Genomic DNA, 21,958 nt, shown 5'->3' with positions numbered 1-21,958 from the left:
GGTCCCGGACGTGCGCATCCCTGTGGGTAACCAGAACGGGGACTCGGCGGCGATGGGCCACCCCCTCGCCCGCACGCGGTGGGGAGTCCGGGGGAGTCGTGCGGGGGGAAATGTCAGGCACGCACGGGGGGAAAGAAGCAGGGGGGAAGAGCAATGCCTCGTTGGAAGGCCTTGCCGGATGAACTCGATCCGCAGGTCAAGGAGTTCGCTGTCCAGCTGCGCCGATTGGTCGACCGGAGCGGGCTGGGGATCGCCGCTCTGGCCGACCGCACCGGCTACAGCAGGACGTCCTGGGAGCGTTACCTCAACGGCCGGCTCCTCGCGCCCAAGGGCGCGGTCGTCGCCCTGGCCGAGGTGACCGGGACCAGTCCCGTTCATCTGACCACGATGTGGGAGCTCGCCGAGCGCGCCTGGAGCCGTTCGGAGATGCGCCACGACATGACCATGGAAGCGATCCGCATCTCCCAGGCGCGGGCCGCGCTGGGGGAGGCCGGGGCGCACCCGGCGAACGGGAGCGACGGCAGGCGGGCCCGCAACGGCCGCGGCGCGACCCTGATGCCCGGGATCGCCGGGCCCGCGGGTGTGGTGCCGTCGGTGCCGCCGCAGCCGACCGCGGCGGAGGTGGAGGACGCGGTGTCCGGGACCTCGTCGCCGCCCGCGGGTGGCGCGCCCGGTGGTTCCTCGTCCGGCGGGTCCTCCTCCGGAGGGGCTTCGCGGGGTGGCGGCTGGGGGGCCGTCGCCACGCCGCCGTCCGGGGACCCGGGGCGGTTCGGACCGCCGGTGGCCGCCGGTCCGGCGAGGCCCGCCGCGTCCACGGGGGGCGCGTCGGCGGGTGCGCGGCCGCCCGCGGGGGCGTCGTCCGACGGGGTGTCGGCCGACAGGGCGCGGCGCAGGCGGCGGCTGACGATGTTCCTCGCGGGCGTCGTGGGTGCGCTCGTCGTCATCGGCGTGGCCGTTCTCCTCACGGGGGGCGGCGGTGACAAGAAGAACCAGGGCACGCCCAAGGCGGCCACGACGTCCGCCGCCGTCCATCCCGACCTGCCGGCCGGGGTGAAGTGCGGCGGCAGCGACTGCACGGGCAAGGACCCGGAGAACATGGGCTGCGGGGGGCGGTTGGCGACCACTTCCACCAGCGTCACGGTCGGTACGACGCTCGTCGAGGTCCGCTACAGCAAGACCTGTGCGGCGGCCTGGGCGCGTATCACGCAGGCCGTGGCCGGTGACTCGGTCGTGGTGTCCGCCGGTGGCGCACCCGGGCAGAGCGGGTCCGTGGACACCGACACCGACACCGACGCGTATACGCCGATGATCGCCGTCAAGGACGTGGGTGAGGCGAAGGCGTGCGTGACGTTGAAGTCGGGGCAGCGGGGGTGTACGCGGTGAGGTAGCCGCCGCCCCTGCCCGACCCCTCCCCGGGGCTCCGCCCCCGGTCCCCCGCCAGGGGCGCCGCGCCCCCTGGACCCCCGCGTCGCCCGAAGGGCTCGTCATCGAGCGCCGGACGGGCTGGAGATGCGGGCCCGCGCCCTCAGCCCTTCCGGCGTTCGAGGACAAGGCCCTTGAGGCCGGCGCGGGGGTCCGGAGGCGGCAGCCCCCAGGTACGGGACGACGGGGGTCCCACTCATCGAACGAAGCCGCGAGCCTGGGGGAGGGCAGGGGCGGCGGGGGCGAGCGAAAGTTGGGGGGAATAGCCGGTCCCGGAGGGGGCAGGCGGACAGACAACCCCCACGGGATCCGGCGACGTCCGGGAGGGACGGGACGCGTACCCGCCCCCGGACGGAACCCGGCACCCCCTCGGCGGCCGCCACCCCCAGGGGGGCGGCCGCCCGTTCGGGGCCTCTGTGGGGTGGGCCACACGGGACCCGGCCGACGGGGGTATCGGATGCGCGATAGCCTGACGGCGGATCTCTCTTGACGCCGAGAGATCGATCATCGGCACCTTTGATCGATCATTGCGGTGGACGCACGGGACGATCCTGCACCCCGGGGCAGGGACGCCCCACCGCCAGCTGTCATACGGAGAACGCCATGACCCGCACTCCCGTGAACGTCACCGTCACCGGCGCGGCCGGCCAGATCGGTTACGCCCTGCTCTTCCGCATCGCCTCCGGCCAGTTGCTCGGCGCGGACGTGCCGGTCAAGCTGCGCCTCCTGGAGATCACGCCGGCGCTCAAGGCCGCCGAGGGCACCGCCATGGAGCTCGACGACTGCGCCTTCCCGCTCCTCGCGGGGATCGACATCTCGGACAGCCCCGACGTCGCCTTCGACGGCGCGAACGTCGCTCTGCTCGTCGGCGCCCGCCCGCGCACCAAGGGCATGGAGCGCGGCGACCTGCTGTCGGCCAACGGCGGCATCTTCAAGCCGCAGGGCAAGGCCATCAACGACCACGCCGCGGACGACATCAAGGTCCTCGTCGTGGGCAACCCGGCCAACACCAACGCCCTCATCGCGCAGGCCGCCGCCCCGGACGTACCGGCCGAGCGCTTCACCGCGATGACGCGCCTCGACCACAACCGCGCGCTCACCCAGCTCGCGAAGAGGACCGGTTCGACGGTCGCGGACATCAAGCGCCTCACCATCTGGGGCAACCACTCCGCCACGCAGTACCCGGACATCTTCCACGCCACGGTCGCCGGCAAGAACGCCGCCGAGGTCGTGGGCGACGAGAAGTGGCTCGCCGAGGACTTCATCCCGACCGTCGCCAAGCGCGGCGCCGCGATCATCGAGGCCCGTGGCGCCTCCTCCGCGGCCTCCGCCGCCAACGCCGCCATCGACCACGTGCACACCTGGGTCAACGGCACCGCGGACGGCGACTGGACCTCCATGGGCATCCCGTCGGACGGTTCGTACGGCGTCCCGGAGGGGATCATCTCCTCCTTCCCCGTCACCACCAAGGGCGGGCAGTACGAGATCGTCCAGGGCCTGGACATCAACGAGTTCTCCCGCGCCCGTATCGACGCCTCCGTCAAGGAGCTCGAGGAGGAGCGCGACGCGGTCCGCGGTCTCGGTCTCATCTGAGCCCTCGCACCCCGCCGTACCCGGCGCCACCGCACGCAGGCCCCGTCCGGATCTCCCGGGCGGGGCCTGCGCCGTAGCTGTGCGATAAATGCGGCGGGGACGTCACACGACCCCTATGCTGTGACGCCGGACACACCAACGCGTGTGCGGGACAGGGCAGTTCACGCCTCGGGGGAGCAGCGTTGACGCAGACATTCCAGTTACCTCAGCAACCGCGGCCACCACGGGCCACGACGTCCGGCGAGCCGGGTGTGCCGCCCGGGGCGAGCGAGGCGACGCGACTGCTCTGCGCGGGCACCTATCTGGACGCCGGCTACCGCGACGCGGTGATCGAGGAGCTGTACGTCCGCGAGGAGCGCCTCGCCGCCCCCTCGCTCGGCTACGACGCGGCCCGCGTCCTGGCCCACGCCCTGCGCGCACGCCGGCTCGAACTCGGCTGGGCGGCGGCGGTCCTGGGCCTGTGGGCGGTGGGCTTCCCGCTCTCCGACTACCTGCTGGCCGTCGTCCTGTTCCCGTTTCTGCTGCTGGCCGTCGCCGTCTGGATCCGGGGCCCGCAGGAGCGGCCGGCATGGTACCGGAGAACTCCCGCGTGGTGGGTGCGCTGGTGGGGCCGGAGCTTCCTGGTCTACGCGGCGGTCACCATGGCGCGCGCGGCCTCCGGCTCGGTGGACCAGCGGGAACTGCTGGACTTCTTCAGCCTCTTCCTCCCGGACGCCCTGGTGGCGCCGTTCTTCGAGAGCGGCGTGCGCATCCAGCCGATCAACGCCTGGGTCGCGCTGCTCGTCCTGCTGCTGGTGGCGGTGTGCGTCGCCCTCCAGCGCGGCCGGTTCGCGCGGGCGCTGACGCACGAGCTGCACCCGGCGCGTTTCGGTGACATGGCCGCCGACCCGGCAGAACTCGCCGAGGGGCGGCGCTTCCAGCGGCTGCGGCAGCGCGTCCGCGTCGAGCAGCACTCACCCCTGGTGATGTACCACGCGGCGCACCCCTTCTGCGGTGCCGGACAGGCGTACGACACCTGGAGTCTCGCCGTCGAGCTGCGGCCGGACCCGGAGCGCCGCGAGCCGCCGCTGCCCATCAACAACCGGGTGATCCTCGACCGGATCCACGAGCTGCTGGCGCGGTTGCGGCTGCCCTCGGCGCAGGCCGGCGGAGCGGTCCGGGACCGGCTGCGCAACCTGGAGATCGACGAGTGTGTGTTCCTGCCGGTGGCGGGGCTGCCCCGCAGGGATCTCGCGCCGTACCACCAGGACGCGTTCGCCGTGCACAGCGCCGAGTCGGTCGAGGAGGGCGGTGAGACCCGGCGGCACTTCCTGCGGGCACGGGTCGGCGGCTGGGAGGAGGAGGTCGTCACGACCGTCTTCGTGCGCGTGCACACCCAGGGCGGCATGCTGATGCTGGAGATCGCCCCGCACGTCCTGCTGCCGGTGCGCGCCGACTTCGAGAACGCGGACCGCATAGCCCACCAGCACCTTCACAACAGCCCTCTGGGCAAGGCGGTGTGGGCGCTCGCGCGCACGCCTCGCTCGGTGGCGCTCGCGGCCGTGACGATGGGTCGCGCAGCGGCCCTGACCTGGCGGATCCTCACCGCGGGCTACGGTGCGGCGATGCCGGACGGGCCCGCGCGGTCGGTGCGTGAGCTGGGCTCCGGGGAGAGTGCCTCGCTCTTCCAGAACATGGACGTCAACCGTTATCTCAAGTCGATCCAGGACCGGGTCGCGCAGGGCGTGCGCCAGGTTCTGAAGGACTCGGGCTACCGGACCGACGAGTTCGCGCAGAAGATCGTCAACGTGAGCGGCGGCAGCACCCTGATCGAGAACGCGCAGGGGGCGTTCGCCCTCGGCGACAACAACGTCGTCACCAACACGCCGGGTACGCCGAGCGGTGCGGGAGGGGATGGGAATGGCTGACGAGCAGGCCGCCGGAAGAGGATCCATCAACATCAGTGGTGTCAGCGGGGCCTTCGCGATCGGCGACGGGAACAACGTCGTCAACCAGCCGGGCGCCGCGGCGCCGCGACGCGACCCGGCGCAGGAGGAGCTGTTGCGGCAGGTACGTGAACTCCGCGCCGACCTGGGGCGGCTGGTCGCCAGCAGCCAGACGGCCGGTCTGGACACCGAACTCGCCGTCGCGCAGGCGGAGATCGAGGAATCGGGCCGGGCGGGGCAGAGCCGGCTCACCCGGCTCCGGCAGGCCCTCACGGACGCCGGCGCGCTGACCGGGCTGCTGGCCTCGGCGGGCGCGGTGGCCGAGTCCGTCGCCGCGCTGCTGGGGAACTGACCGTGGCCGGCAAGGACGAGGTCCACTGGAACGCCGAGACACAGAGCTGGGTGACGGGCGGCGCGCCGCAGGGCCGCTACACCCCGCCGCCACCGCCGCGCCCGGAGTTCGAGCCGGTCCACCCGCCCGGCCCGGCGCCCGCGCCCGGCCAGGCACCTGTCCCGGGCCCGGAGGACGGGCCCGGTGCGGGGCCCGGTCCGGGTTCCAGCTCCGCCGGGGGTCCCGGGATCGATTCCGCCGGAAGTCCCGGCGCCGATTCCGGCACCGGCTCGGCCGGCGGTCCAGGGACCCCGGGCGGAGCCGGTCCCGGCATCGGTCCCGGTCAGCCGAGCCAGTATCCGGCTCCCGTCCTCCACCCCGGCCCGGACCAGGGCGGTCACCACCCGGCCTACTGGGTTCCTGGCCCCCTTCCCGCTCCGGGTGCCGCCTCGCGGCCCTCGGTGCGGCGGGTCGTCGCGGTACTCACCGCGGCCCTGCTCGTCGGCGGGGCGGCGGGGTTCGGCGGCTGGTACGTGTGGAGCAGGGACGGTGGCGGCACGCACAAGGACGACGCCCGCACCAAAGTGTCCAGCGCGCCCACCGGTCCGGACGCCGAGGACCCCGCATCGGTACCCGCCCCCACCCCCGCACCGACCCTGGACGCCACCTCCGCGTCCCCCTCGGCGAGCACTCTCCCGGCCGGATACCACCGGGCTTCGAACGGCGAGTTCGACATGGCCGTACCGGACGGCTGGCAGCCGGAGAGGCAGAGCGGCAAGAACGGCGTCACGATCTACTTCTTCCGGGAATCCGGCGGGGGCCCCCGCTATCTCCAGGTCTTCCGGGTCAGCGAGGACAACCCCACCCCGCGCGGCACGCTCACGGCGGCCGAGAAGGATCTCAGGAAACAGCTGCCGGGTTACCACCGCAACAGCCTCACGACCGTGCCCGACGCCCGGGGCGAGGCCGCGGAGCTCGACTACTCGCACCCCAGCGTGAAGTGGGGCGTCGAGGTGCGCACCCTGGACCGGGTCGTCCCGGTCGGCGGCGGTGAGCTGTACGTCGTCCTGACCTCGGGCCCTTCCGGCGCGTGGCCCGCGCAGCGGCAGATCCAGGAGGCGGCGGTGACGTCGTTCTGCCTGGCCGGCGCCTGCTGAACCGGCGCACCGGCCGGCACCGGAGCGGCTTCGGGAACACCCGGGGCCGCTTCCCGGCCCACCAGCGACCGACGTAGAGGCCGCCCGGCCCCGACCTCGACCCCCAGCCCTGCCCCCGGCCCCGAACCCGTTCCGAACTCCCGTTCCCGACTCCCGGCCGCGGCTTCCCGTCCTCGCCCCCGTTCTTCGCCCCCCGGCTCCCCGCCCTCCGTTCGGCGCACCGTGCTCCCCACCCTGCGTTCTTCGCCCCGTGCTCCCCGCCCCCGCTCCAGCCGCCCGAACCGCCCGTGCCACGTCGTGTCGCTTCTGATCGTATTTCTGTCGATTTTTCAGTGACTAGGCGCACTTCCAGTCACCGATCGTGCATGCATTCCAGGTCGGGGGGCATGTGCTCCCGGTCCCCGAGAGTGACACGTACGTGACACAGGGGAACGGATCAGGAACGGAAGGCAGCACCGACCATGGCCGGACACCAGGCTCAGCAGGCAGAACAGACCCTCCACGTGGGCGGGGAGTGGCGCGCGGCCGCATCCCGCGCGACCCGCGAGATCCTCGACCCCGCGGATGCCGAGCCGTTCGCCGTGGTCGCGGAGGGTGACGAGAGGGACACCGACGTGGCGGTGGCGGCCGCGCGCGTCGCCTTCGACGAGGGCCCGTGGCCGCACACCCCGGTCGCCGAGCGGGCCGCGCTGCTGCGCCGCGTCGCCGGTCTCCTGGTCCGCGACCGTGAGGAGCTCGGGCTGCTGGAGAGCCGGGACGCGGGCAAGACGGTCGAGGAAGGGCGCGTCGACATCGACTGCGTCGCCGACGCCTTCCGGTACTTCGCCGATCTCGTCGTGGGGGAGGGCGGCGGCCGGGTCGTCGACGCCGGGTCCGCGGACGTCCACAGTGTCGTCGTGCACGAGCCGGTGGGTGTCTGCGCACTGATCACGCCCTGGAACTATCCGCTGCTGCAGGCCAGTTGGAAGGTCGCTCCGGCCCTGGCCGCCGGGAACACCTTCGTGGTCAAACCGAGCGAGATCACTCCGCTGACGACGATCGCGCTGCTGCGGCTGCTCGTCGAGGCCGGTCTGCCGGCCGGGGTCGCCAATCTCGTCACGGGGCCCGGACACACGGTCGGCGCCCGCCTCGCCGAGCACCCCGACGTCGACCTCGTCTCGTTCACGGGCGGCCTGGTCAGCGGGACGAAGGTGGCCAGGGCCGCCGCCGACACGGTCAAGAAGGTCGCCCTCGAACTCGGCGGCAAGAACCCCAACGTCGTCTTCGCGGACGCCTGCGCGACGGACGAGGACTTCGACACCGCCGTCGACCAGGCACTCAACGCCGCGTTCATCCACAGCGGCCAGGTCTGCTCGGCGGGCTCCCGCCTCATCGTCGAGGAGTCCGTGCGCGAACGCTTCGTCGCCGAACTCGCGCGCCGGGCCGGGCGGATCAGGCTGGGCCGCGGCACCGAGGAAGGTGTCGAGTGCGGCCCGCTGGTCTCCGGGCAGCAGCGCGAGAAGACCGAGGCGTACGTCGCCTCCGCGCTGGCGGAGGGCGCGGTGCTGAGGGCCGGCGGCCGGCGTCCCGAACCGTCCGGCAGCAGGCCCGCCACCGGCTACTTCTACGAGCCGACCGTCCTCGACCAGTGCCACCGCGCGATGAAGGTGGTCCGCGAGGAGGTCTTCGGGCCGGTCCTGACCGTGGAGACGTTCCGCACCGAGGAGGAGGCCGTCGCGCTCGCCAACGACACCGAGTACGGGCTCGCGGGCGCCGTCTGGACCGCCGACGCGGGCCGCGCGCGCCGGGTCGCCGGACGGCTGCGGCACGGCACCGTCTGGATCAACGACTTCCACCCCTACCTCCCGCAGGCGGAGTGGGGCGGCTTCGGCAGGAGCGGTGTGGGGCGCGAGCTGGGCCCGGCGGGCCTCGCCGAGTACCGCGAGACGAAGCACGTCTACCAGAACCTCGCGCCCAAGCCTGTCCGCTGGTTCGCGGGCTGACCCCGGTGACGCGACCCTCCACCGCACACAGCACCTTGGAGCACGACCACATGCACGAGAACACGTACGACTACGTCGTCATCGGAGGCGGAACGGCCGGCTCCGTGATCGCCTCCCGGCTCACCGAGAACCCCGATGTCACCGTCGCCGTCATCGAGGGCGGCCCCAGTGACGTCGGCCGCGAGGACGTCCTCACCCTGCGCCGCTGGATGGGTCTGCTCGGCGGCGAACTCGACTACGACTACCCGACCACCGAGCAGCCCCGCGGCAACTCGCACATCCGGCACAGCCGTGCCCGGGTGCTGGGCGGCTGTTCCTCGCACAACACGCTCATCGCGTTCAAACCGCTGCCCTCCGACTGGGACGAGTGGGAGGCGGCGGGCGCCGAGGGCTGGGGCGCGGTGCCGATGGAGGCGTACTTCGCGCGGCTCCTCAACAACATCGTCCCGGTCGACGAGAAGGACCGGAACGCCATCGCCCGCGACTTCGTCGACGCCGCCCGGTCCGCGCTGGGCGTGCCCCGCGTCGAGGGCTTCAACAAGCAGCCGTTCACCGAGGGCGCCGGCTTCTTCGACCTCGCCTACCACCCCGAGAACAACAAGCGGTCCAGCGCGTCGGTCGCCTATCTGCACCCGGTGATGGACGAGCGGTCCAACCTGACGCTGATGCTGGAGACCTGGGCGCACCGGCTGGAGCTGGCGGGGACGCGCGCGACGGGCGTGCACGTCCGCACCGAGGACGGCGAGGAGGTCCTCGTACGGGCGAGGCGCGAGGTCGTGCTGTGCGCGGGCGCCGTGGACTCGCCGCGGCTGCTGCTGCACTCCGGCATCGGACCGGCCGCCGATCTGCGGGCGCTCGGCATACCCGTCGCCCACGACCTGCCCGGCGTGGGCGAGAACCTGCTCGACCACCCCGAGTCGGTGATCGTGTGGGAGACGGACGGCCCCATCCCCGAGAACTCCGCGATGGACTCCGACGCGGGTCTCTTCGTGCGCCGCGACCCCCGACACGCGGGCCCCGACCTGATGTTCCACTTCTACCAGGTCCCGTTCACGGACAACCCGGAGCGGATCGGGTACGAACGCCCCGCGCACGGCGTCTCGATGACCCCGAACATCCCCAAGCCGCGCAGCCGCGGACGGCTGTACCTGACCAGCGCCGACCCCGCGGTCAAACCCGCCCTGGACTTCCGCTACTTCACGGACGAGGACGACTACGACGGCCGCACCCTCGTCGACGGCATCCGCATCGCCCGCGAGATCGCCGCGACCGAGCCGCTCGCGGGCTGGCTCAAGCGTGAGGTGTGCCCCGGCCCTGACGTCACGGACGCCGAGGAGCTGAGCGCGTACGCGCGCCAGGTCGCGCACACCGTGTACCACCCGGCGGGTACCTGCCGGATGGGGGCGGCCGCGGACTCCGACGCGGTGGTGGACCCGGAACTGAGGGTGCGCGGACTCGACGGTCTCCGTGTCGCCGACGCGTCCGTCTTCCCGACCATGCCCGCCGTGAACCCGATGATCGGGGTGCTCATGGTCGGCGAGAAATGTGCCGAGCTGATCGGAGGCGGTGCGTGATGAGTACCAGCGCCAGTAGCGCCAGTAGCGCCAGTAGTGCCAGTGGTGCCAGTAGTGCCAGTGGTGCCGGTAGTGCCAGTGGTGCCGGTAGTGCCAGTAACGCCGGCAGTGTCAGTGGCGTCGGCGAGTCCGGTGGCGCCGGGACCGCGCACGGCTCCGATGGGCCCGTCTTCTCCGTGGACGGGCTGTGGAAGGTCTTCGGACCCAGGCCCGAGCGGGTCCCCGCCGACCCCGGGCTGGCCGCCCTCACGCCCGCCGAACTCCGCTCCCGCACCGGCTGCACCGCCGCCGTCCGGGACGTCGGCTTCGACGTGCGCAAGGGCGAGGTCTTCGTCGTCATGGGCCTGTCCGGCTCGGGCAAGTCCACCCTCGTACGGTGTCTGACCCGGCTCATCGAGCCGACCGCGGGCACGATCGCCATCGACGGCGAGGACGTACGCGCCATGGACCGGGCCCGGCTGCGCGAACTGCGCCGCCACCGCGCCGCGATGGTCTTCCAGCACTTCGGCCTGCTCCCCCACCGCTCGGTCCTCGACAACGTCGCCTACGGCCTGGAGATCCAGGGCGTCGGCAAGACGGAGCGCCGCGAGCGGGCCGCCGCGGTCGTCGCCAAGGTCGGCCTCGAAGGCATGGAGCACCGGAAGCCGGGTCAGCTCTCCGGCGGCCAGCAGCAGCGCGTCGGGCTCGCGCGGGCCCTCGCCGTCGACCCCGAAGTGCTGCTCTTCGACGAGCCGTTCAGCGCGCTCGACCCGCTCATCCGGCGCGACATGCAGGAGGAGGTCGTCCGCCTCCACCACGACGAGGGCCGCACCATGGTCTTCATCACCCACGACCTGAACGAGGCCCTGCGCCTGGGCGACCGCATCGCCCTGATGCGCGACGGCCGCATCGTCCAGCTCGGCACGCCCGAGGAGATCGTCGGCTCGCCCGCCGACGACTACGTCCGCGAGTTCGTCCGGGACGTGCCGCGCGAGCAGGTCATGACGGTGCGTACCGCGATGCGCGCCGCGTCCGCGGACGAGGCCGCGCGCGGCCCGGCGGTGGCACCGGAGACGACCGTCTCCCAGGCCATCGAAGCGGTGGCCCGCTCCGGCGACCCCGCACGCGTCATGGAGAAGGGGCGCTGCCTCGGCGTCGTGGACTCGGCCGCACTGCTCGGGGTGGTGGCCGGTACGGACGCCACGGCCCGCGGTGAGGAGGTGGCCTGATGGCCGCAGTCACCGCGACCGTCGGACACACCGGCGTCTCCGCCCTGCTCAGGAGCGCCACCCGGCACCGTGCCCTGGCCAAGATCCTGCTCCTCGCCGTCGCCGCGGCCGTCCTCGTCCCGGTGCTCGACTCCCGCTGGGCCGGCGGCACCTGGCCGCACGCGCTCACCGTCGACCTCGCCGGGCCGCTCGGCAGAACCAGCGACTGGATCATCGACAACCGGGACAGCCACCCGCTGTTCCTCTACTTCTTCGGCTACGTCAGCAACGCCGTCGTCCTCTGCGTGCGCGCCGTCTACCTGGTGCTGCTCGCCGCGGGCTGGGCCGGCGTCACGGTGGCCGCGGGGCTCGTCGCCTGGCGGGCCGCCGGGATCCGGCTCGCGCTCGGAACGACCGCCGCCTTCCTCGCCTGCGGACTGCTCGGCATGTGGGTGCCCACCCTCCAGACGCTCGCGCTCATGGTGGTCGCCGTCCTCGCGTCCGTCGCCCTCGGCGCGCTGCTCGGCCTCGCCGCCGGGCTCTCCGACCGCACCTACCGCGCGCTGCGCCCGGTCCTCGACACCATGCAGGTGCTCCCGGCGTTCGCCTACCTGCTGCCCGTCGTCCTGGTCTTCGGCATCGGTGTCCCCGCCGCCGTCCTGGCCACCGTCGTGTACGCGGCGCCGCCCATGGCCCGGCTCACCGCGCTCGGCCTGCGCGACGCCGACACCGGTGTCATGGAGGCCGTCACCTCGCTCGGCGCCACGGCCCGCCAGCGGCTGCTGACCGCCCGCCTCCCGCTGGCCCGCAAGGAACTCCTGCTGGGCCTCAACCAGACGATCATGATGGCCCTGTCGATGGCGGTCATCGCCTCCGTCATCGGCGCGGGCGGCCTCGGCGACCGCGTCTACCAGGCCCTCGCCTCCGTCGACGTGGGCGCCGCGCTCGCCGCCGGCATCCCGATCGTGCTGCTCGCGGTCGTCCTGGACCGGGTGACCGGCGCCGCGGGCGAACGGCTCGGCACCCGCACCGGGGGAACCGCCCTGGTCCGGGCGTACGCCCTCGCCGCGGCCGTCGCCGTGGCGCTCGCCGGACGCCTCACCGGCCGGCTCGACTGGCCAGGCACCTGGACCGTGCACATCGCCGAGCCCGTGAACCGCGTCGTCGGCTGGATGACCGACCACCTCTACTCCGGGGTCCCTCACCTCGGCGGCACCGCCGACTGGGCCGGCCACTTCACCACCTGGGTCCTGGACCCGCTCCGGGACGGCTTCCAGTCGCTGCCCTGGTGGTCTGTCCTGCTGATCGTCGCCGCCCTCGCCTGGCTGATCGGCACCTGGCGCACCGCCCTCACCGCGGTCCTCGCGATGGCGGCGATCGGGGTGCTGGGCGTGTGGAAGCCCTCCCTGGACACGCTCTCGCAGGTGCTCGCGGCCGTCGCCGTGACCCTCGTCCTCGGTTTCGCGACCGGCGTGGCGGCGGCGCGCAGCGAGCGCGTCGAGCGGCTGCTGCGGCCCGTCCTGGACGTCTTCCAGACGATGCCGCAGTTCGTGTACCTCATCCCGGTGGTGGCGCTGTTCGGCGTCGGCCGGGCGCCCGCCGTCGCCGCGGCCGTCGTCTACGCCCTGCCCGCCGTCGTCCGCATCACCACCCAGGGCCTGCGCGCCGTCGATCCCGCCGCGCTGGAGGCGGCCCGCTCGCTCGGCGCGACCGGCGCCCAGCAGCTGCGCCAGGTCCAGCTCCCGCTGGCCCGCCCGGCCCTGCTCCTCGCCGTCAACCAGGGGGTCGTGCTGGTCCTCGCCGTCGTCATCATCGGCGGCCTGGTCGGCGGCGGCGCGCTCGGCTACGACGTCGTGTTCGGCCTCGCGCAGGGCGACCTGGCGACCGGACTGGTGGCCGGAGCGGCGATCGTCTGCCTCGGCCTGATGCTCGACCGGGTGACCCAGCCGACCCGGCGGGCCACGAAGAAGGGAGCGTGACATGCGACTTCGTACGATGTCGGTGACGGCCGGTGTGTCCGCCCTGCTGTTGCTGACCGGCTGCGGCGCGGCCGACATGACCAAGCAGGCCTCGCCCTTCGCCGGCGCCCAGGGCGCCGGGACGGTGACCCTGTCCGTGCAGTCCTGGGTCGGGGCGCAGGCCAACGTGGGGGTCGCCCAGTACCTGCTGGAGCACGAGCTCGGCTATCGCGTCGACACCGTCCAGGTCGACGAGGTCCCCGCGTGGGACGCGCTCAGCCAGGGCCGGGTCGACGCCATCCTGGAGGACTGGGGCCACCCCGACCAGGAGAAGCGGTACGTCGAGGACAAGAAGACGATCGTCGCGGGCGGCGGGCTCGGGGTCACCGGGCACATCGGCTGGTACGTGCCCACGTACTTCGCCCGGCAGCACCCGGACGTCACCGACTGGAAGAACCTGAACAAGTACGCCGGCCGACTGCGCACCGCGGAGAGCGGCGGCAAGGGCCAGCTGCTGGACGGCTCCCCGTCGTACGTCACCAACGACAAGGCGCTGGTCGGCAACCTGAAGCTGAACTACCAGGTGGTGTTCGCCGGTTCGGAGGCCGCGCAGATCACCCAGATGAAGCAGTTCGCGAAGGAGAGGAAGCCCTTCCTCACGTACTGGTACTCACCGCAGTGGCTCTTCGAGAAGGTTCCGATGACGGAGGTGAGGCTGCCCGCCTACAAGGACGGCTGCGACGCGGACGCGGCGAAGGTCGCCTGCGCCTATCCGCACACCCCGCTCCAGAAGTACCTCAACACGGACTTCGCGAAGAACGGCGGCAGGGCGGCCGCCTTCCTGAAGAAGTTCAAGTGGACCACCGAGGACCAGAACGAGGTCTCCCTGATGATCGCCAACGACAGGATGTCGGCGCAGGAGGCGGCCAAGAAGTGGGTGGACAGCCACCCGTCGACCTGGCGGGCGTGGCTGTCCTGACCCCGGTCGTCGCGGCGCGGTGACGTACTCCCGCGGCGGCCTCGCCATGTGTCGTCGCCGCCCGTCCGTCGCTCGTACGCCGCCCGTCCGGCTCCTGTCCGGCCCCGACGGGTGCCGGACGGCTCCCCGCTCACCCGGTTCGGTGAGCGGGGAGCCGCCGGGACGGCACGTCGAGGGCTCCCGCGGCACCCGCTCTCAGCGGGGGAGCCCGCCGACGGACCCGCCCGCCGCCGGTGCCGCCGCCGCTGCCGTCACTTGTACTGTCCGGGCGTGTAGTGGCCGGGCACGAGCCGGCAGGTCACCCCGAACCGGTTCCACGCGTTGATCACCGTGATCGAGGCGATCAGCTGCGCCAGCTCGGCCTCCTCGAAGTGCCGGGCGGCACGCGCGTAGACCTCGTCCGGCACGAAGCCGTCGGTCAGTACGGTGACCGCCTCCGTCAGCTCGATCGCCGCGAGCTCCTTCTCGGTGTAGAAGTGCCGGGACTCGTCCCACGCGCTGAGCTGCACGATCCGCTCCACGCTCTCACCCGCGGCGAGCGCGTCCTTGGTGTGCATGTCGAGACAGAACGCGCAGTGGTTGAGCTGGGAGGCGCGGATCCGCACCAGCTCGCCCAGCTTCGGGTCGAGCCCCTGCTGGGCGGCCATGTCGAGCCGGACCATGGCCTTGTAGACGTCGGGGGCCAGCTTGGCCCAGGCCAGCCGGGGGCTGTGCTCGGGCGCGTACTCCTCGGTGGTGCCGGCGTCGGTGTCGGGGGAGGCTTCGTTCGTCGTCATGTCTCGACCCTACGAACCAGGCAGCCCAGGAGTATGGTCCATTTCCATGGTGGAATCTTGGGCCACTTTCGGAATCGACCTCCACGTCGAGCCGACCGGAACCGGTGTCCGCAAGGGTCTGACGGACGCTCTGCGGGAGGCGGTCCGGGGCGGCCGGCTGGCACCCGGCACCCGGTTGCCCTCCTCCCGCTCCCTCGCCGCCGACCTGGGCGTCGCCCGCAACACGGTCGCGGACGTCTACACCGACCTGGTGGCGGAGGGCTGGCTCACCGCACGGCAGGGCTCGGGCACGAGCGTCGCCGAACGTCCGGTGCCCGCGCCGTCGGCGGCCCCGGAACCGAGCCGCGCCCGCGCCCGGCCGGCGTACGACCTGATGCCCGGTACCCCGGACCTGTCCTTCTTCCCCCGCGCGGCCTGGCTGAAGGCCTCCCGCCGGGCCCTGACGACGGCCCCGTACGACGCCCTCGGCTACGGCGACCCGCGGGGCCGGGTGGAACTGCGCACCGCCCTGGCGAGCTATCTGGCCCGGGCCCGCGGAGTCCACGCCGACCCGGAACGCATCGTGATCTGCTCCGGGTTCGCGCACGGGCTGATGCTGCTCGGCCAGGTGCTGTACGGCCGGGGAGCGCGGGCGCTGGCCGTGGAGCCGTACGGGCCGGCCGCGTACTGGAATCTGCTGGAACGCGCCGGCCTGCGGACGCTGCCGCTCGGCTTCGACGAACTGGGCACGCGCACCGCGGAGTTGACGGCCGGTGACCTCGCGGGGGCACGGGCGGTGCTGATGACCCCCGCGCACCAGTTCCCGATGGGGCTGCCGCTGCACCCCGAACGGCGGGCCGCGGTGGTGGACTGGGCGCGGCGTGGCGACGGGCTGATCCTGGAGGACGACTACGACGGGGAGTTCCGCTACGACCGCCAGCCGGTCGGCGCGCTCCAGGGACTCGACCCCGACCACGTGGTCTACCTGGGCACGGCGAGCAAGTCCCTGGCCCCGGGCCTGCGGCTGGGCTGGCTGGTGCTGCCGCCGTCGATCGTGCCGGAGGTGGTCGCCGCGAAGGGCGAAACGGACTGGTCGTGCGGGGTGCCGGACCAGCTGACACTGGCGGAGTTCCTGACCTCGGGCGCGTACGACCGGCATGTCCGCGCGGCCCGCCTGCGCTACCGCCGTCGCCGGGACGCGCTGGTGGCACAGCTCGCGGCGCGGACCCCCGGGGTCCGGGCGACCGGGATCGCGGCGGGTCTGCACGTGGTGCTGCGGCTCCCGCCGGGCATGGAGCCGCCCGCGCTGCGGGCGGCGGCCTGGCACGGTCTCGCGGTCCACGGACTGGACCGCTACCGCCACCCGGACTCGACGGCCGGGCGGACGGACGCGCTGGTGGTGGGGTACGGGACACCACCGGACCACGCGTGGTCCGGGGCACTGGAGGCGCTGTGCGCGGCGTTGGCCTCCACCGGCGGATAGCCCGTGGCCCGGTACCGCTTCTCCGGGGTGGAGCGACTCGCCGTGCGGTGCGGTGCGGTGCGGTGCTGTGCAGTGCTGTGCGGTGCCGTGCCGAGCCGTGCCCGGGGGCCGCGCTGGGGGCGGGGCAGCGGCAGGGTCGGGGGCAGCGGCCGGTGGTGTCCCGGCCCGGGTGGGCCCCCTCTGACCGGGTCAGTCGGGTCAGTCGGGTCAGCCGGGTTCGTCGCGTTCGTCGCGTTCGTCGTGTCCGCCGGGTCGGCCGTGCTCGGCGTCTGCGCCGTGTTCGCCGAGTTCGCCGTGCTGACCGTGTTCGCCGTGCTGGCCGTCCCGACCGTGCTCCCGAGGGGCCCGCATGAGCGCCGCCGTCTTCAGCAGCATCTCGTCATGGGCGGCCGCCGGATCGGAGTCGAGAGCGATCGCGCTCCCGGCCCCCAGACGCGTCCGCCCGTCCACCAGCACGGCGGTGCGGACGGCGAGAGCGAGGTCCGCGCCGCCGCCGCACCCCAGATAGCCGAGGGCGCCGGAGTACACCCCCCGCGCCCGGGTCTCCAGTGAGCCGGTGATCTCCAGGGTGCGGAGCTTCGGCGCACCGGTCGCCGAGCCGCCGGGGAAGCAGGCGCGCACGCGGTCCACCGCGTCCGCGCCCTCGGCCGTCTGGTTCTCGGCACGCGCCTCGGTGTCCGACGCCGGCGCGTTCCGCGGACGGGCGTCCTCCAGGGGTCCGGCGCCGCGCGGTGCCGAGCCCTTGACGGGCCCGGCCTCGGCCTCGCCGTCCCGGGTGACCCGCAGGAACCGCTCGGGCGAGGAGCCGGCCACATCGAGATCCCCGAACCTGAGGAAGGCCCCGTACGGCGCCGGATCGATCCGGCGCAGGACCCGGTAGAAGTCGTACGGGTCGTACGGGTCGTACGGGTCGTACGGGTCGTACGGGTGGTACGGACCGTACGGAGTGGGCAGCCGGGCGGCGTTCGCCGGACGGATCTCGTGTCCGTCGCCCGCCCGCGGTTCCCGCCGGCACGCCTCGACGCCGGTGAAGTCGGTCTCCCGGTCGCGCACGAGCCGGGGTCCGGCGGGGTCGAGGCAGGGCCCCGCCGGTACGGGTCCGGGCAGCGCCACAGGGTCCGCACCCCCCGCACCCCCCGCACCCCCCGCGCGGACGAAGCTCAGCTGTTCCAGGGCCCCGTCGAGCCAGTCGGCGGCCTCGCGGGAGGCCGCCGGGGTGTCCTCGGCCAGGGCGACGGCGTAGGTGAATCCCTCCTGGTGGTCCACCGCGATCAGCCGGTCGGCGAACAGCCAGCAGGCGTCGGGGGTCGCGGACCGGTGCCGGTTGGGGGAGCCGCAGTCGGCCTTCACCTCGTAGCCGAAGTAGCCGACGTATCCGCCGGTGAAGTCGAAGGGCAGCCCGGTGGAGTCCACAGCACGGCCGGCCAACTGCCGCTTGAGATAGTCGAAGACGCTCGCCCGGACCTTGCGCGGGGGCCGCCCGGCCCGTTCGATCTCGCAGTATCCGCTCGTGACGTCGTAGCGCACGAACTCGGCGAGCGGACCGGCGTCGTCGCCGAGGAACGAGAACCGGGCCCGGTCCGCCCCGGTCCGGGAGCTGTCCAGCCAGAAGGCCCGCGGCGAGGCGGCGTACATCCGCGTGAAGGCGGCCTCCGCGTCGACCGCGGCGGCGACCCGGCGGGTGTGCAGACGGTGGGCGGGCCGCACGGTCCGCACGGGAGACGCCGCCGCGGCCGGGGGGACCGCGGTGTTCCTCGTACGCGGCCTGCGGGCGCGTTCCGCCGTGAGGTCGCGGAAGTTCACGAGCATCCGGAATCCGTACTCGGTGAGCACGGATTCCGGGTGGAACTGCACGCCCCACAGGGGCCGGCCGCGGTGCCGCAGCCCCATCAGGACGCCGTCCTCCGACCAGGCGGTGGCCTCCAGGGCCGCGGGCAGCGGCTCGCGCACGGACAGCGAGTGGTGGCGGACCGCGGTGAACTGCTGCGGCAGGCCCTGGAACAGGTCCCGTTCGTCGTGCCGGACCGTGGAGAGACGACCCTGCCGGGGTGCCGGGGCGGCCGCCGACCGGTCCCACTCGCCCGGCGCGATGCCCTGGTGGCCGAGGCAGACGCCGAGCACAGGGACGGTGGCCTCGGCGAGCACCCTGGCGCTGATCCCGAAGTCACGGGGCGCCGCGGGATGTCCCGGGCCGGGTGACACGACGACATTGTCGAACGTGGCGGGATCCGGAATTCCGCCGGCCGGGGCGTCATGGGGGATCACCACCGGCTCCTCGCCGTTGACCTCGGCGATCAGCCGGAACAGGTGGTACGTGTTCGAGTCGTCATTGTCGATGAGCAGGGTCTTCACCCGCCCACCTCCCTCGGGTCGGGAGCGCTGGGTCCCGAGCGGCGGAAGGGAGTCGATTCTTCGGGGAGGGTTCCGCTCTCCTGTTCACGGACCGGGGTTTGCGGACAGGGCCGGGAGTCTGACGCCATCGAATACGACGGGCCCGCCCGCCGTGTTCAGATCTTCGACGGCGTGCCCCGCCGCCCGGACGGTCAGGCCTGCTTCACAGGAGCGTCCTCCACCGCGGACTCCTCCACCGGGGCCTCCCCGAACCGCGCCAGGGCCAGTGCCCCCGCCACCGCCACCAGGAACCCGAGCACGGCCAGCCACTCCAGCCCCTCCCGGGTACGGTCGCCCAGCCAGACCACCCCCACCAGGGCCGGCCCGATGGTCTCGCCGATCACCAGGCCCGCGGTCGCCGTCGTCACCGAGCCGCGTTGCAGTGCCGTGGTCAGCAGCAGGAACGCGGCACCTCCGCCGACCAGCAGCGCGTACACCGCCGGATTGCGCACCAGCGTTCCCGGCGCGAGATCGTCGATCAGGCGCACGGACACCTCGACCACCCCGAACCCGAACCCCGCCCCGAGCCCGAGCACCAGCGCCCGCCCGCGCCCCGACAACCGGCCGCCCACCAGCCCCAGCAGCAGGACCAGCACCGCGGTCCCGAGCATCGCGTACTTCAGCGCGGTGGAGCCCGCCCGGTCCCCCTCGGCCCCCGACGCCAGCCCGAGCATCCCCAGCCCCGCGCACACCACCCCCACCGCGGCCCACTCCGTCCCGCTGAGCCGCACCCGCAGCAGCCTCGCCGCGACCACCGCCGTCACCGCGAGGCTCGACGCCAGCGCCGCGCCCACCGCGTAGATGGGCAGCGACCGCAGCGCCGCGATCTGGAACACGAACCCGAGCCCGTCCAGCGCCAGCCCCGCGAGATACCGCCACTGCCGCAGTGCCCGAAGCAGCAGCGCCGCGTCGCCGGCCGGACCGCCGGTACCGGTGCCGGTGTCGGCCGCCGTCCGTGCCGCGATGGCCTGCAACACCGTCGCCGTACCGAAACAGACCGCCGCACCAAGCGCGCACATCATTCCAAAGAGCACGAAGTGACTGTAGGGGAAGCCGAATCGAAGGGGCCCACCGCGTACCGGCCGCGACCTGTCTCTACTCTGATCGCCGGCGCTGAGCCGGGACGAACTCGATCTGGACCACGGGGGACCGAACATGGCGGACACACGACGGCGACTGCGCTCCGGCACGGTCGTGCTCGGCGGCATGGGGCTGCTCGCCGCGACCCTCACCGCCTGCTCCTCGGACCCCGACAAGCGCTGTGTCGAGCGCGACAGCTACCAGGCCCTCAAGGGCTACGAGGTCGTCGCGGACAAGAACTGCAACTCCACGAAGGGCGCCACACACGGCTCCTGGTACTACGGCGGCGAGAAGAAGGGCAACTGGATCGACGGCGGCTCGTTCACCAAGCCGGGCAAGGGATCCGGCTCCTCAGGCGGCAGCCACGGCCATGGCGTGGACCGCGGCGGCATCGGCGGCGGCAAGGGCGGAAAGGGCGGCTCCGGCGGCTGAGTGCCACGACGCCACCCGACCCGTACCGCCCCGCACCCGATCGGACCCTCACACCGTGGAACGTCATCTCCTCGAACCCCGTACCGGCTGGCAGCAGACCGTCGAGCGGCAGGGTCTCATCTACCCGTTGACCCGCCACCCGGACGACTCCCTGCGCCCCTACTGGGACGAGAGCGCCTACTACGCCTTCTCGCTCCCCGAGATCGAGGCGCTGGAGGACACCGTCGCGGAACTGCACCGCATGTGCCTCGCGGCGGCCGGGCACATCGTCGAGGAGAACCGCTTCGCCGATCTCGGCATCACCGACCCGAGGGTGGTCCGGGCGGTCGCCGAGGCCTGGCACCGCCGTGCCGAACTCCCGTCCGTCTACGGCCGCTTCGACCTGCGCTACGACGGCACGGGCCCCGCCAAACTGCTGGAGTACAACGCCGACACCCCGACCTCGCTCGTCGAGGCCGCGAGCCCCCAGTGGTTCTGGATGGAGGATCGTTTCCCCGACGCCGACCAGTGGAACTCCCTGCACGAACGCCTCGTCGCCGCCTGGCGCAAGCAGGCCTCCCTCCTCCCGCCGGGCAGCCCCCTGCACTTCGCGCACTCCGCGGAGGACGAGCTCGGCGAGGACCTGATGACCGTCGCCTATCTGAAGGAGACCGCCGAACAGGCGGGCCTCGACACCGACTGGATATCGGTCGAGGAGATCGGCTGGGACCCCCTGTCCGGCCGCTTCGTCGACAACCGGCTCCGGTTCATCCGCGGCTGCTTCAAGCTGTACCCCTGGGAATGGCTCACCACCGACCGCTTCGGCGACCACGTCCTGGACACCCTCGACAACGGCGGCGGCACGGGCTCCACGATGTGGATCGAACCGGCCTGGAAGATGCTCCTCAGCAACAAGGCGCTCCTGGCGGTCCTCTGGGAGCTGTATCCCGGCCACCCCCACCTGCTGGCCGCGCACCTCGACGGCCCGCGGGAGCTGGCCGCGACCACGGGATACGTCGCCAAGCCCCTGCTCGGCCGGGAGGGCGCCGGCGTCACCGTCCACGAACCCGGCGCGGACCCCGTCCCGCGGGACGAACCCTGCTGCTACCAGGAACTGGCCCCGCTGCCCTCCTTCGACGGCAACCACGTCGTGCTCGGCGCCTGGGTGGTGGAGGACGAACCGGCGGGACTCGGCATCCGCGAGTCGGCAGGCCTGATCACCGACGAGTACGCCCGCTTCCTGCCCCACGTGATCCTCTGAGGGCCGTCCCGTGATCCCCGGCGGGCGTCACGGGACAGCCCGCGGGCACGCGACCGCTGCCCCGCGGTCCCCGGTGGGCGCGCGACCGCTGCCCCGCCGTCCCCGGTGCGCGCGGACCGACACCGGCGGCACCTCGCCGCCCCGCCGGATCGCCCGAACACGCCACGTACGGGACGGCCCTGCGCCGTACGGCGCACCGTGTCCGGCACCACGCGCCGACCCACCGGGGATCACGGGACACCCCGGGGTGCCGCGGCCGCCCCAGACACCCAGGACGCCACGCGGTTGCGCCAGCCCCCAGTCCAGGTCCTCCTCGCCGATCACCAGCGGCGGGGCGATCCGGATCGTCGGCCCGTGGGTGTCCTTGACCAGGACTCCCCGGTCCATGAGCTGCTCGCAGACCTCACGGCCCGTCCCGTACGCCGGGGCGATGTCCACGCCCGCCCACAGCCCGCGAGCGCTCGCCGGC

At 73.1% G+C, this 21,958-nt stretch carries 16 protein-coding genes and 1 pseudogene; 13 read left to right on the top strand and 4 right to left on the bottom strand.

What is annotated here, in order from left to right; all coding sequences use genetic code 11:
- Positions 1-153: 153 nt before the first annotated feature.
- The 10 genes from GFH48_RS16625 to GFH48_RS16580 all read left to right on the top strand — a co-directional run bounded on the left by GFH48_RS16625 (position 154) and on the right by GFH48_RS16580 (position 14,108).
- Positions 154-1,383, top strand: a complete 1,230-nt coding sequence (locus GFH48_RS16625) for a helix-turn-helix domain-containing protein (protein ID WP_153289032.1) — start codon at positions 154-156, stop codon at positions 1,381-1,383.
- 642 nt (positions 1,384-2,025) lie between these two features.
- Positions 2,026-3,015 carry a malate dehydrogenase gene (locus tag GFH48_RS16620; protein WP_153289031.1) on the top strand — a complete coding sequence of 330 codons (990 nt, stop codon included), beginning with the start codon at positions 2,026-2,028 and terminating at the stop codon, positions 3,013-3,015.
- A 251-nt stretch (positions 3,016-3,266) separates the two neighbouring features.
- The gene (locus tag GFH48_RS16615) at positions 3,267-4,922 is read left to right on the top strand and encodes a hypothetical protein (RefSeq protein WP_228120629.1); all 1,656 of its coding nucleotides are present in this window, start codon (positions 3,267-3,269) and stop codon (positions 4,920-4,922) included.
- On the top strand, positions 4,915-5,292 hold the full coding sequence (locus tag GFH48_RS16610) for a hypothetical protein (protein ID WP_322746989.1): 378 nt from the start codon (positions 4,915-4,917) through the stop codon (positions 5,290-5,292). Before GFH48_RS16615 ends, GFH48_RS16610 begins: the two co-directional genes overlap by 8 nt.
- 2 nt (positions 5,293-5,294) lie before the next feature.
- A complete protein-coding gene (locus GFH48_RS16605; protein ID WP_153289028.1) occupies positions 5,295-6,428 on the top strand; it encodes a hypothetical protein in 1,134 nt (377 codons plus the stop codon).
- A gap of 461 nt (positions 6,429-6,889) precedes the next feature.
- Positions 6,890-8,410, top strand: a complete 1,521-nt coding sequence (locus GFH48_RS16600) for an aldehyde dehydrogenase family protein (protein ID WP_153289027.1) — start codon at positions 6,890-6,892, stop codon at positions 8,408-8,410.
- A 50-nt stretch (positions 8,411-8,460) separates the two neighbouring features.
- A complete protein-coding gene (locus tag GFH48_RS16595; protein WP_153289026.1) occupies positions 8,461-9,984 on the top strand; it encodes a GMC family oxidoreductase in 1,524 nt (507 codons plus the stop codon).
- Positions 9,984-11,192: a quaternary amine ABC transporter ATP-binding protein gene (locus GFH48_RS16590; RefSeq protein WP_153289025.1), complete on the top strand. Its 1,209-nt coding sequence runs from the start codon at positions 9,984-9,986 to the stop codon at positions 11,190-11,192. The genes GFH48_RS16595 and GFH48_RS16590 overlap by 1 nt, the downstream gene beginning before the upstream one ends.
- On the top strand, positions 11,192-13,150 hold the full coding sequence (locus GFH48_RS16585) for an ABC transporter permease (RefSeq protein ID WP_153289024.1): 1,959 nt from the start codon (positions 11,192-11,194) through the stop codon (positions 13,148-13,150). Before GFH48_RS16590 ends, GFH48_RS16585 begins: the two co-directional genes overlap by 1 nt.
- Before the next feature lies 1 nt (position 13,151).
- Positions 13,152-14,108 (top strand): ABC transporter substrate-binding protein, encoded by a 957-nt coding sequence (locus GFH48_RS16580; RefSeq protein WP_153289023.1) that lies wholly within the window; start codon positions 13,152-13,154, stop codon positions 14,106-14,108.
- A gap of 251 nt (positions 14,109-14,359) precedes the next feature.
- Here GFH48_RS16580 and GFH48_RS16575 read toward each other — a convergent pair whose 3' ends face one another.
- Positions 14,360-14,884 carry a carboxymuconolactone decarboxylase family protein gene (locus tag GFH48_RS16575; protein ID WP_153289022.1) on the bottom strand — a complete coding sequence of 175 codons (525 nt, stop codon included), beginning with the start codon at positions 14,882-14,884 and terminating at the stop codon, positions 14,360-14,362.
- Positions 14,885-14,930: 46 nt separating this feature from the next.
- Between GFH48_RS16575 and pdxR the strand changes: the two genes are divergently transcribed.
- Positions 14,931-16,346 carry a MocR-like pyridoxine biosynthesis transcription factor PdxR gene (gene pdxR, locus GFH48_RS16570; RefSeq protein ID WP_153289021.1) on the top strand — a complete coding sequence of 472 codons (1,416 nt, stop codon included), beginning with the start codon at positions 14,931-14,933 and terminating at the stop codon, positions 16,344-16,346.
- Positions 16,347-16,553: 207 nt separating this feature from the next.
- Here the strand turns inward: pdxR and GFH48_RS16565 are convergent, their stop codons facing one another.
- Both GFH48_RS16565 and GFH48_RS16560 read right to left on the bottom strand, forming a co-directional pair.
- Entirely contained in the window at positions 16,554-18,698 is a 2,145-nt protein-coding gene (locus tag GFH48_RS16565) for a chorismate-binding protein (protein WP_153289020.1), read from the bottom strand.
- 191 nt (positions 18,699-18,889) lie between these two features.
- Positions 18,890-19,759: a hypothetical protein gene (locus GFH48_RS16560; protein ID WP_153292949.1), complete on the bottom strand. Its 870-nt coding sequence runs from the start codon at positions 19,757-19,759 to the stop codon at positions 18,890-18,892.
- A 133-nt stretch (positions 19,760-19,892) separates the two neighbouring features.
- Here GFH48_RS16560 and GFH48_RS16555 point away from each other — a divergent pair, with 133 nt between their 5' ends.
- Both GFH48_RS16555 and GFH48_RS16550 read left to right on the top strand, forming a co-directional pair.
- Positions 19,893-20,249: a hypothetical protein gene (locus tag GFH48_RS16555; RefSeq protein WP_153289019.1), complete on the top strand. Its 357-nt coding sequence runs from the start codon at positions 19,893-19,895 to the stop codon at positions 20,247-20,249.
- Positions 20,250-20,304: 55 nt separating this feature from the next.
- Positions 20,305-21,489, top strand: a complete 1,185-nt coding sequence (locus GFH48_RS16550) for a glutathionylspermidine synthase family protein (RefSeq protein ID WP_153289018.1) — start codon at positions 20,305-20,307, stop codon at positions 21,487-21,489.
- A gap of 267 nt (positions 21,490-21,756) precedes the next feature.
- Here GFH48_RS16550 and rocD read toward each other — a convergent pair.
- A pseudogene (gene rocD, locus GFH48_RS16545) lies at positions 21,757-21,948 on the bottom strand (ornithine--oxo-acid transaminase); the annotation flags it as partial.
- Positions 21,949-21,958 lie beyond the last annotated feature (10 nt).

This window comes from Streptomyces fagopyri, from assembly GCF_009498275.1.
Lineage (GTDB): Bacteria > Actinomycetota > Actinomycetes > Streptomycetales > Streptomycetaceae > Streptomyces > Streptomyces fagopyri.
Note: the sequence above shows the minus strand (reverse complement) of the source record. Positions and strands in the feature narration are given on the sequence as shown.

What these genes read in the sequence shown, in the direction of transcription:
- GFH48_RS16610 (WP_322746989.1), top strand. Translation starts at nt 4,915, where the DNA reads ATGGCTGACGAGCAGGCCGCCGGAAGAGGATCCATCAACATCAGTGGT.
- GFH48_RS16595 (WP_153289026.1), top strand. Translation starts at nt 8,461, where the DNA reads ATGCACGAGAACACGTACGACTACGTCGTCATCGGAGGCGGAACGGCC.
- GFH48_RS16585 (WP_153289024.1), top strand. Translation starts at nt 11,192, where the DNA reads ATGGCCGCAGTCACCGCGACCGTCGGACACACCGGCGTCTCCGCCCTG.
- GFH48_RS16590 (WP_153289025.1), top strand. Translation starts at nt 9,984, where the DNA reads ATGAGTACCAGCGCCAGTAGCGCCAGTAGCGCCAGTAGTGCCAGTGGT.
- GFH48_RS16575 (WP_153289022.1), bottom strand. Translation starts at nt 14,884, where the DNA reads ATGACGACGAACGAAGCCTCCCCCGACACCGACGCCGGCACCACCGAG.
- GFH48_RS16625 (WP_153289032.1), top strand. Translation starts at nt 154, where the DNA reads ATGCCTCGTTGGAAGGCCTTGCCGGATGAACTCGATCCGCAGGTCAAG.
- GFH48_RS16560 (WP_153292949.1), bottom strand. Translation starts at nt 19,759, where the DNA reads ATGATGTGCGCGCTTGGTGCGGCGGTCTGTTTCGGTACGGCGACGGTG.
- GFH48_RS16600 (WP_153289027.1), top strand. Translation starts at nt 6,890, where the DNA reads ATGGCCGGACACCAGGCTCAGCAGGCAGAACAGACCCTCCACGTGGGC.
- GFH48_RS16555 (WP_153289019.1), top strand. Translation starts at nt 19,893, where the DNA reads ATGGCGGACACACGACGGCGACTGCGCTCCGGCACGGTCGTGCTCGGC.
- GFH48_RS16620 (WP_153289031.1), top strand. Translation starts at nt 2,026, where the DNA reads ATGACCCGCACTCCCGTGAACGTCACCGTCACCGGCGCGGCCGGCCAG.
- GFH48_RS16580 (WP_153289023.1), top strand. Translation starts at nt 13,152, where the DNA reads ATGCGACTTCGTACGATGTCGGTGACGGCCGGTGTGTCCGCCCTGCTG.
- pdxR (WP_153289021.1), top strand. Translation starts at nt 14,931, where the DNA reads ATGGTGGAATCTTGGGCCACTTTCGGAATCGACCTCCACGTCGAGCCG.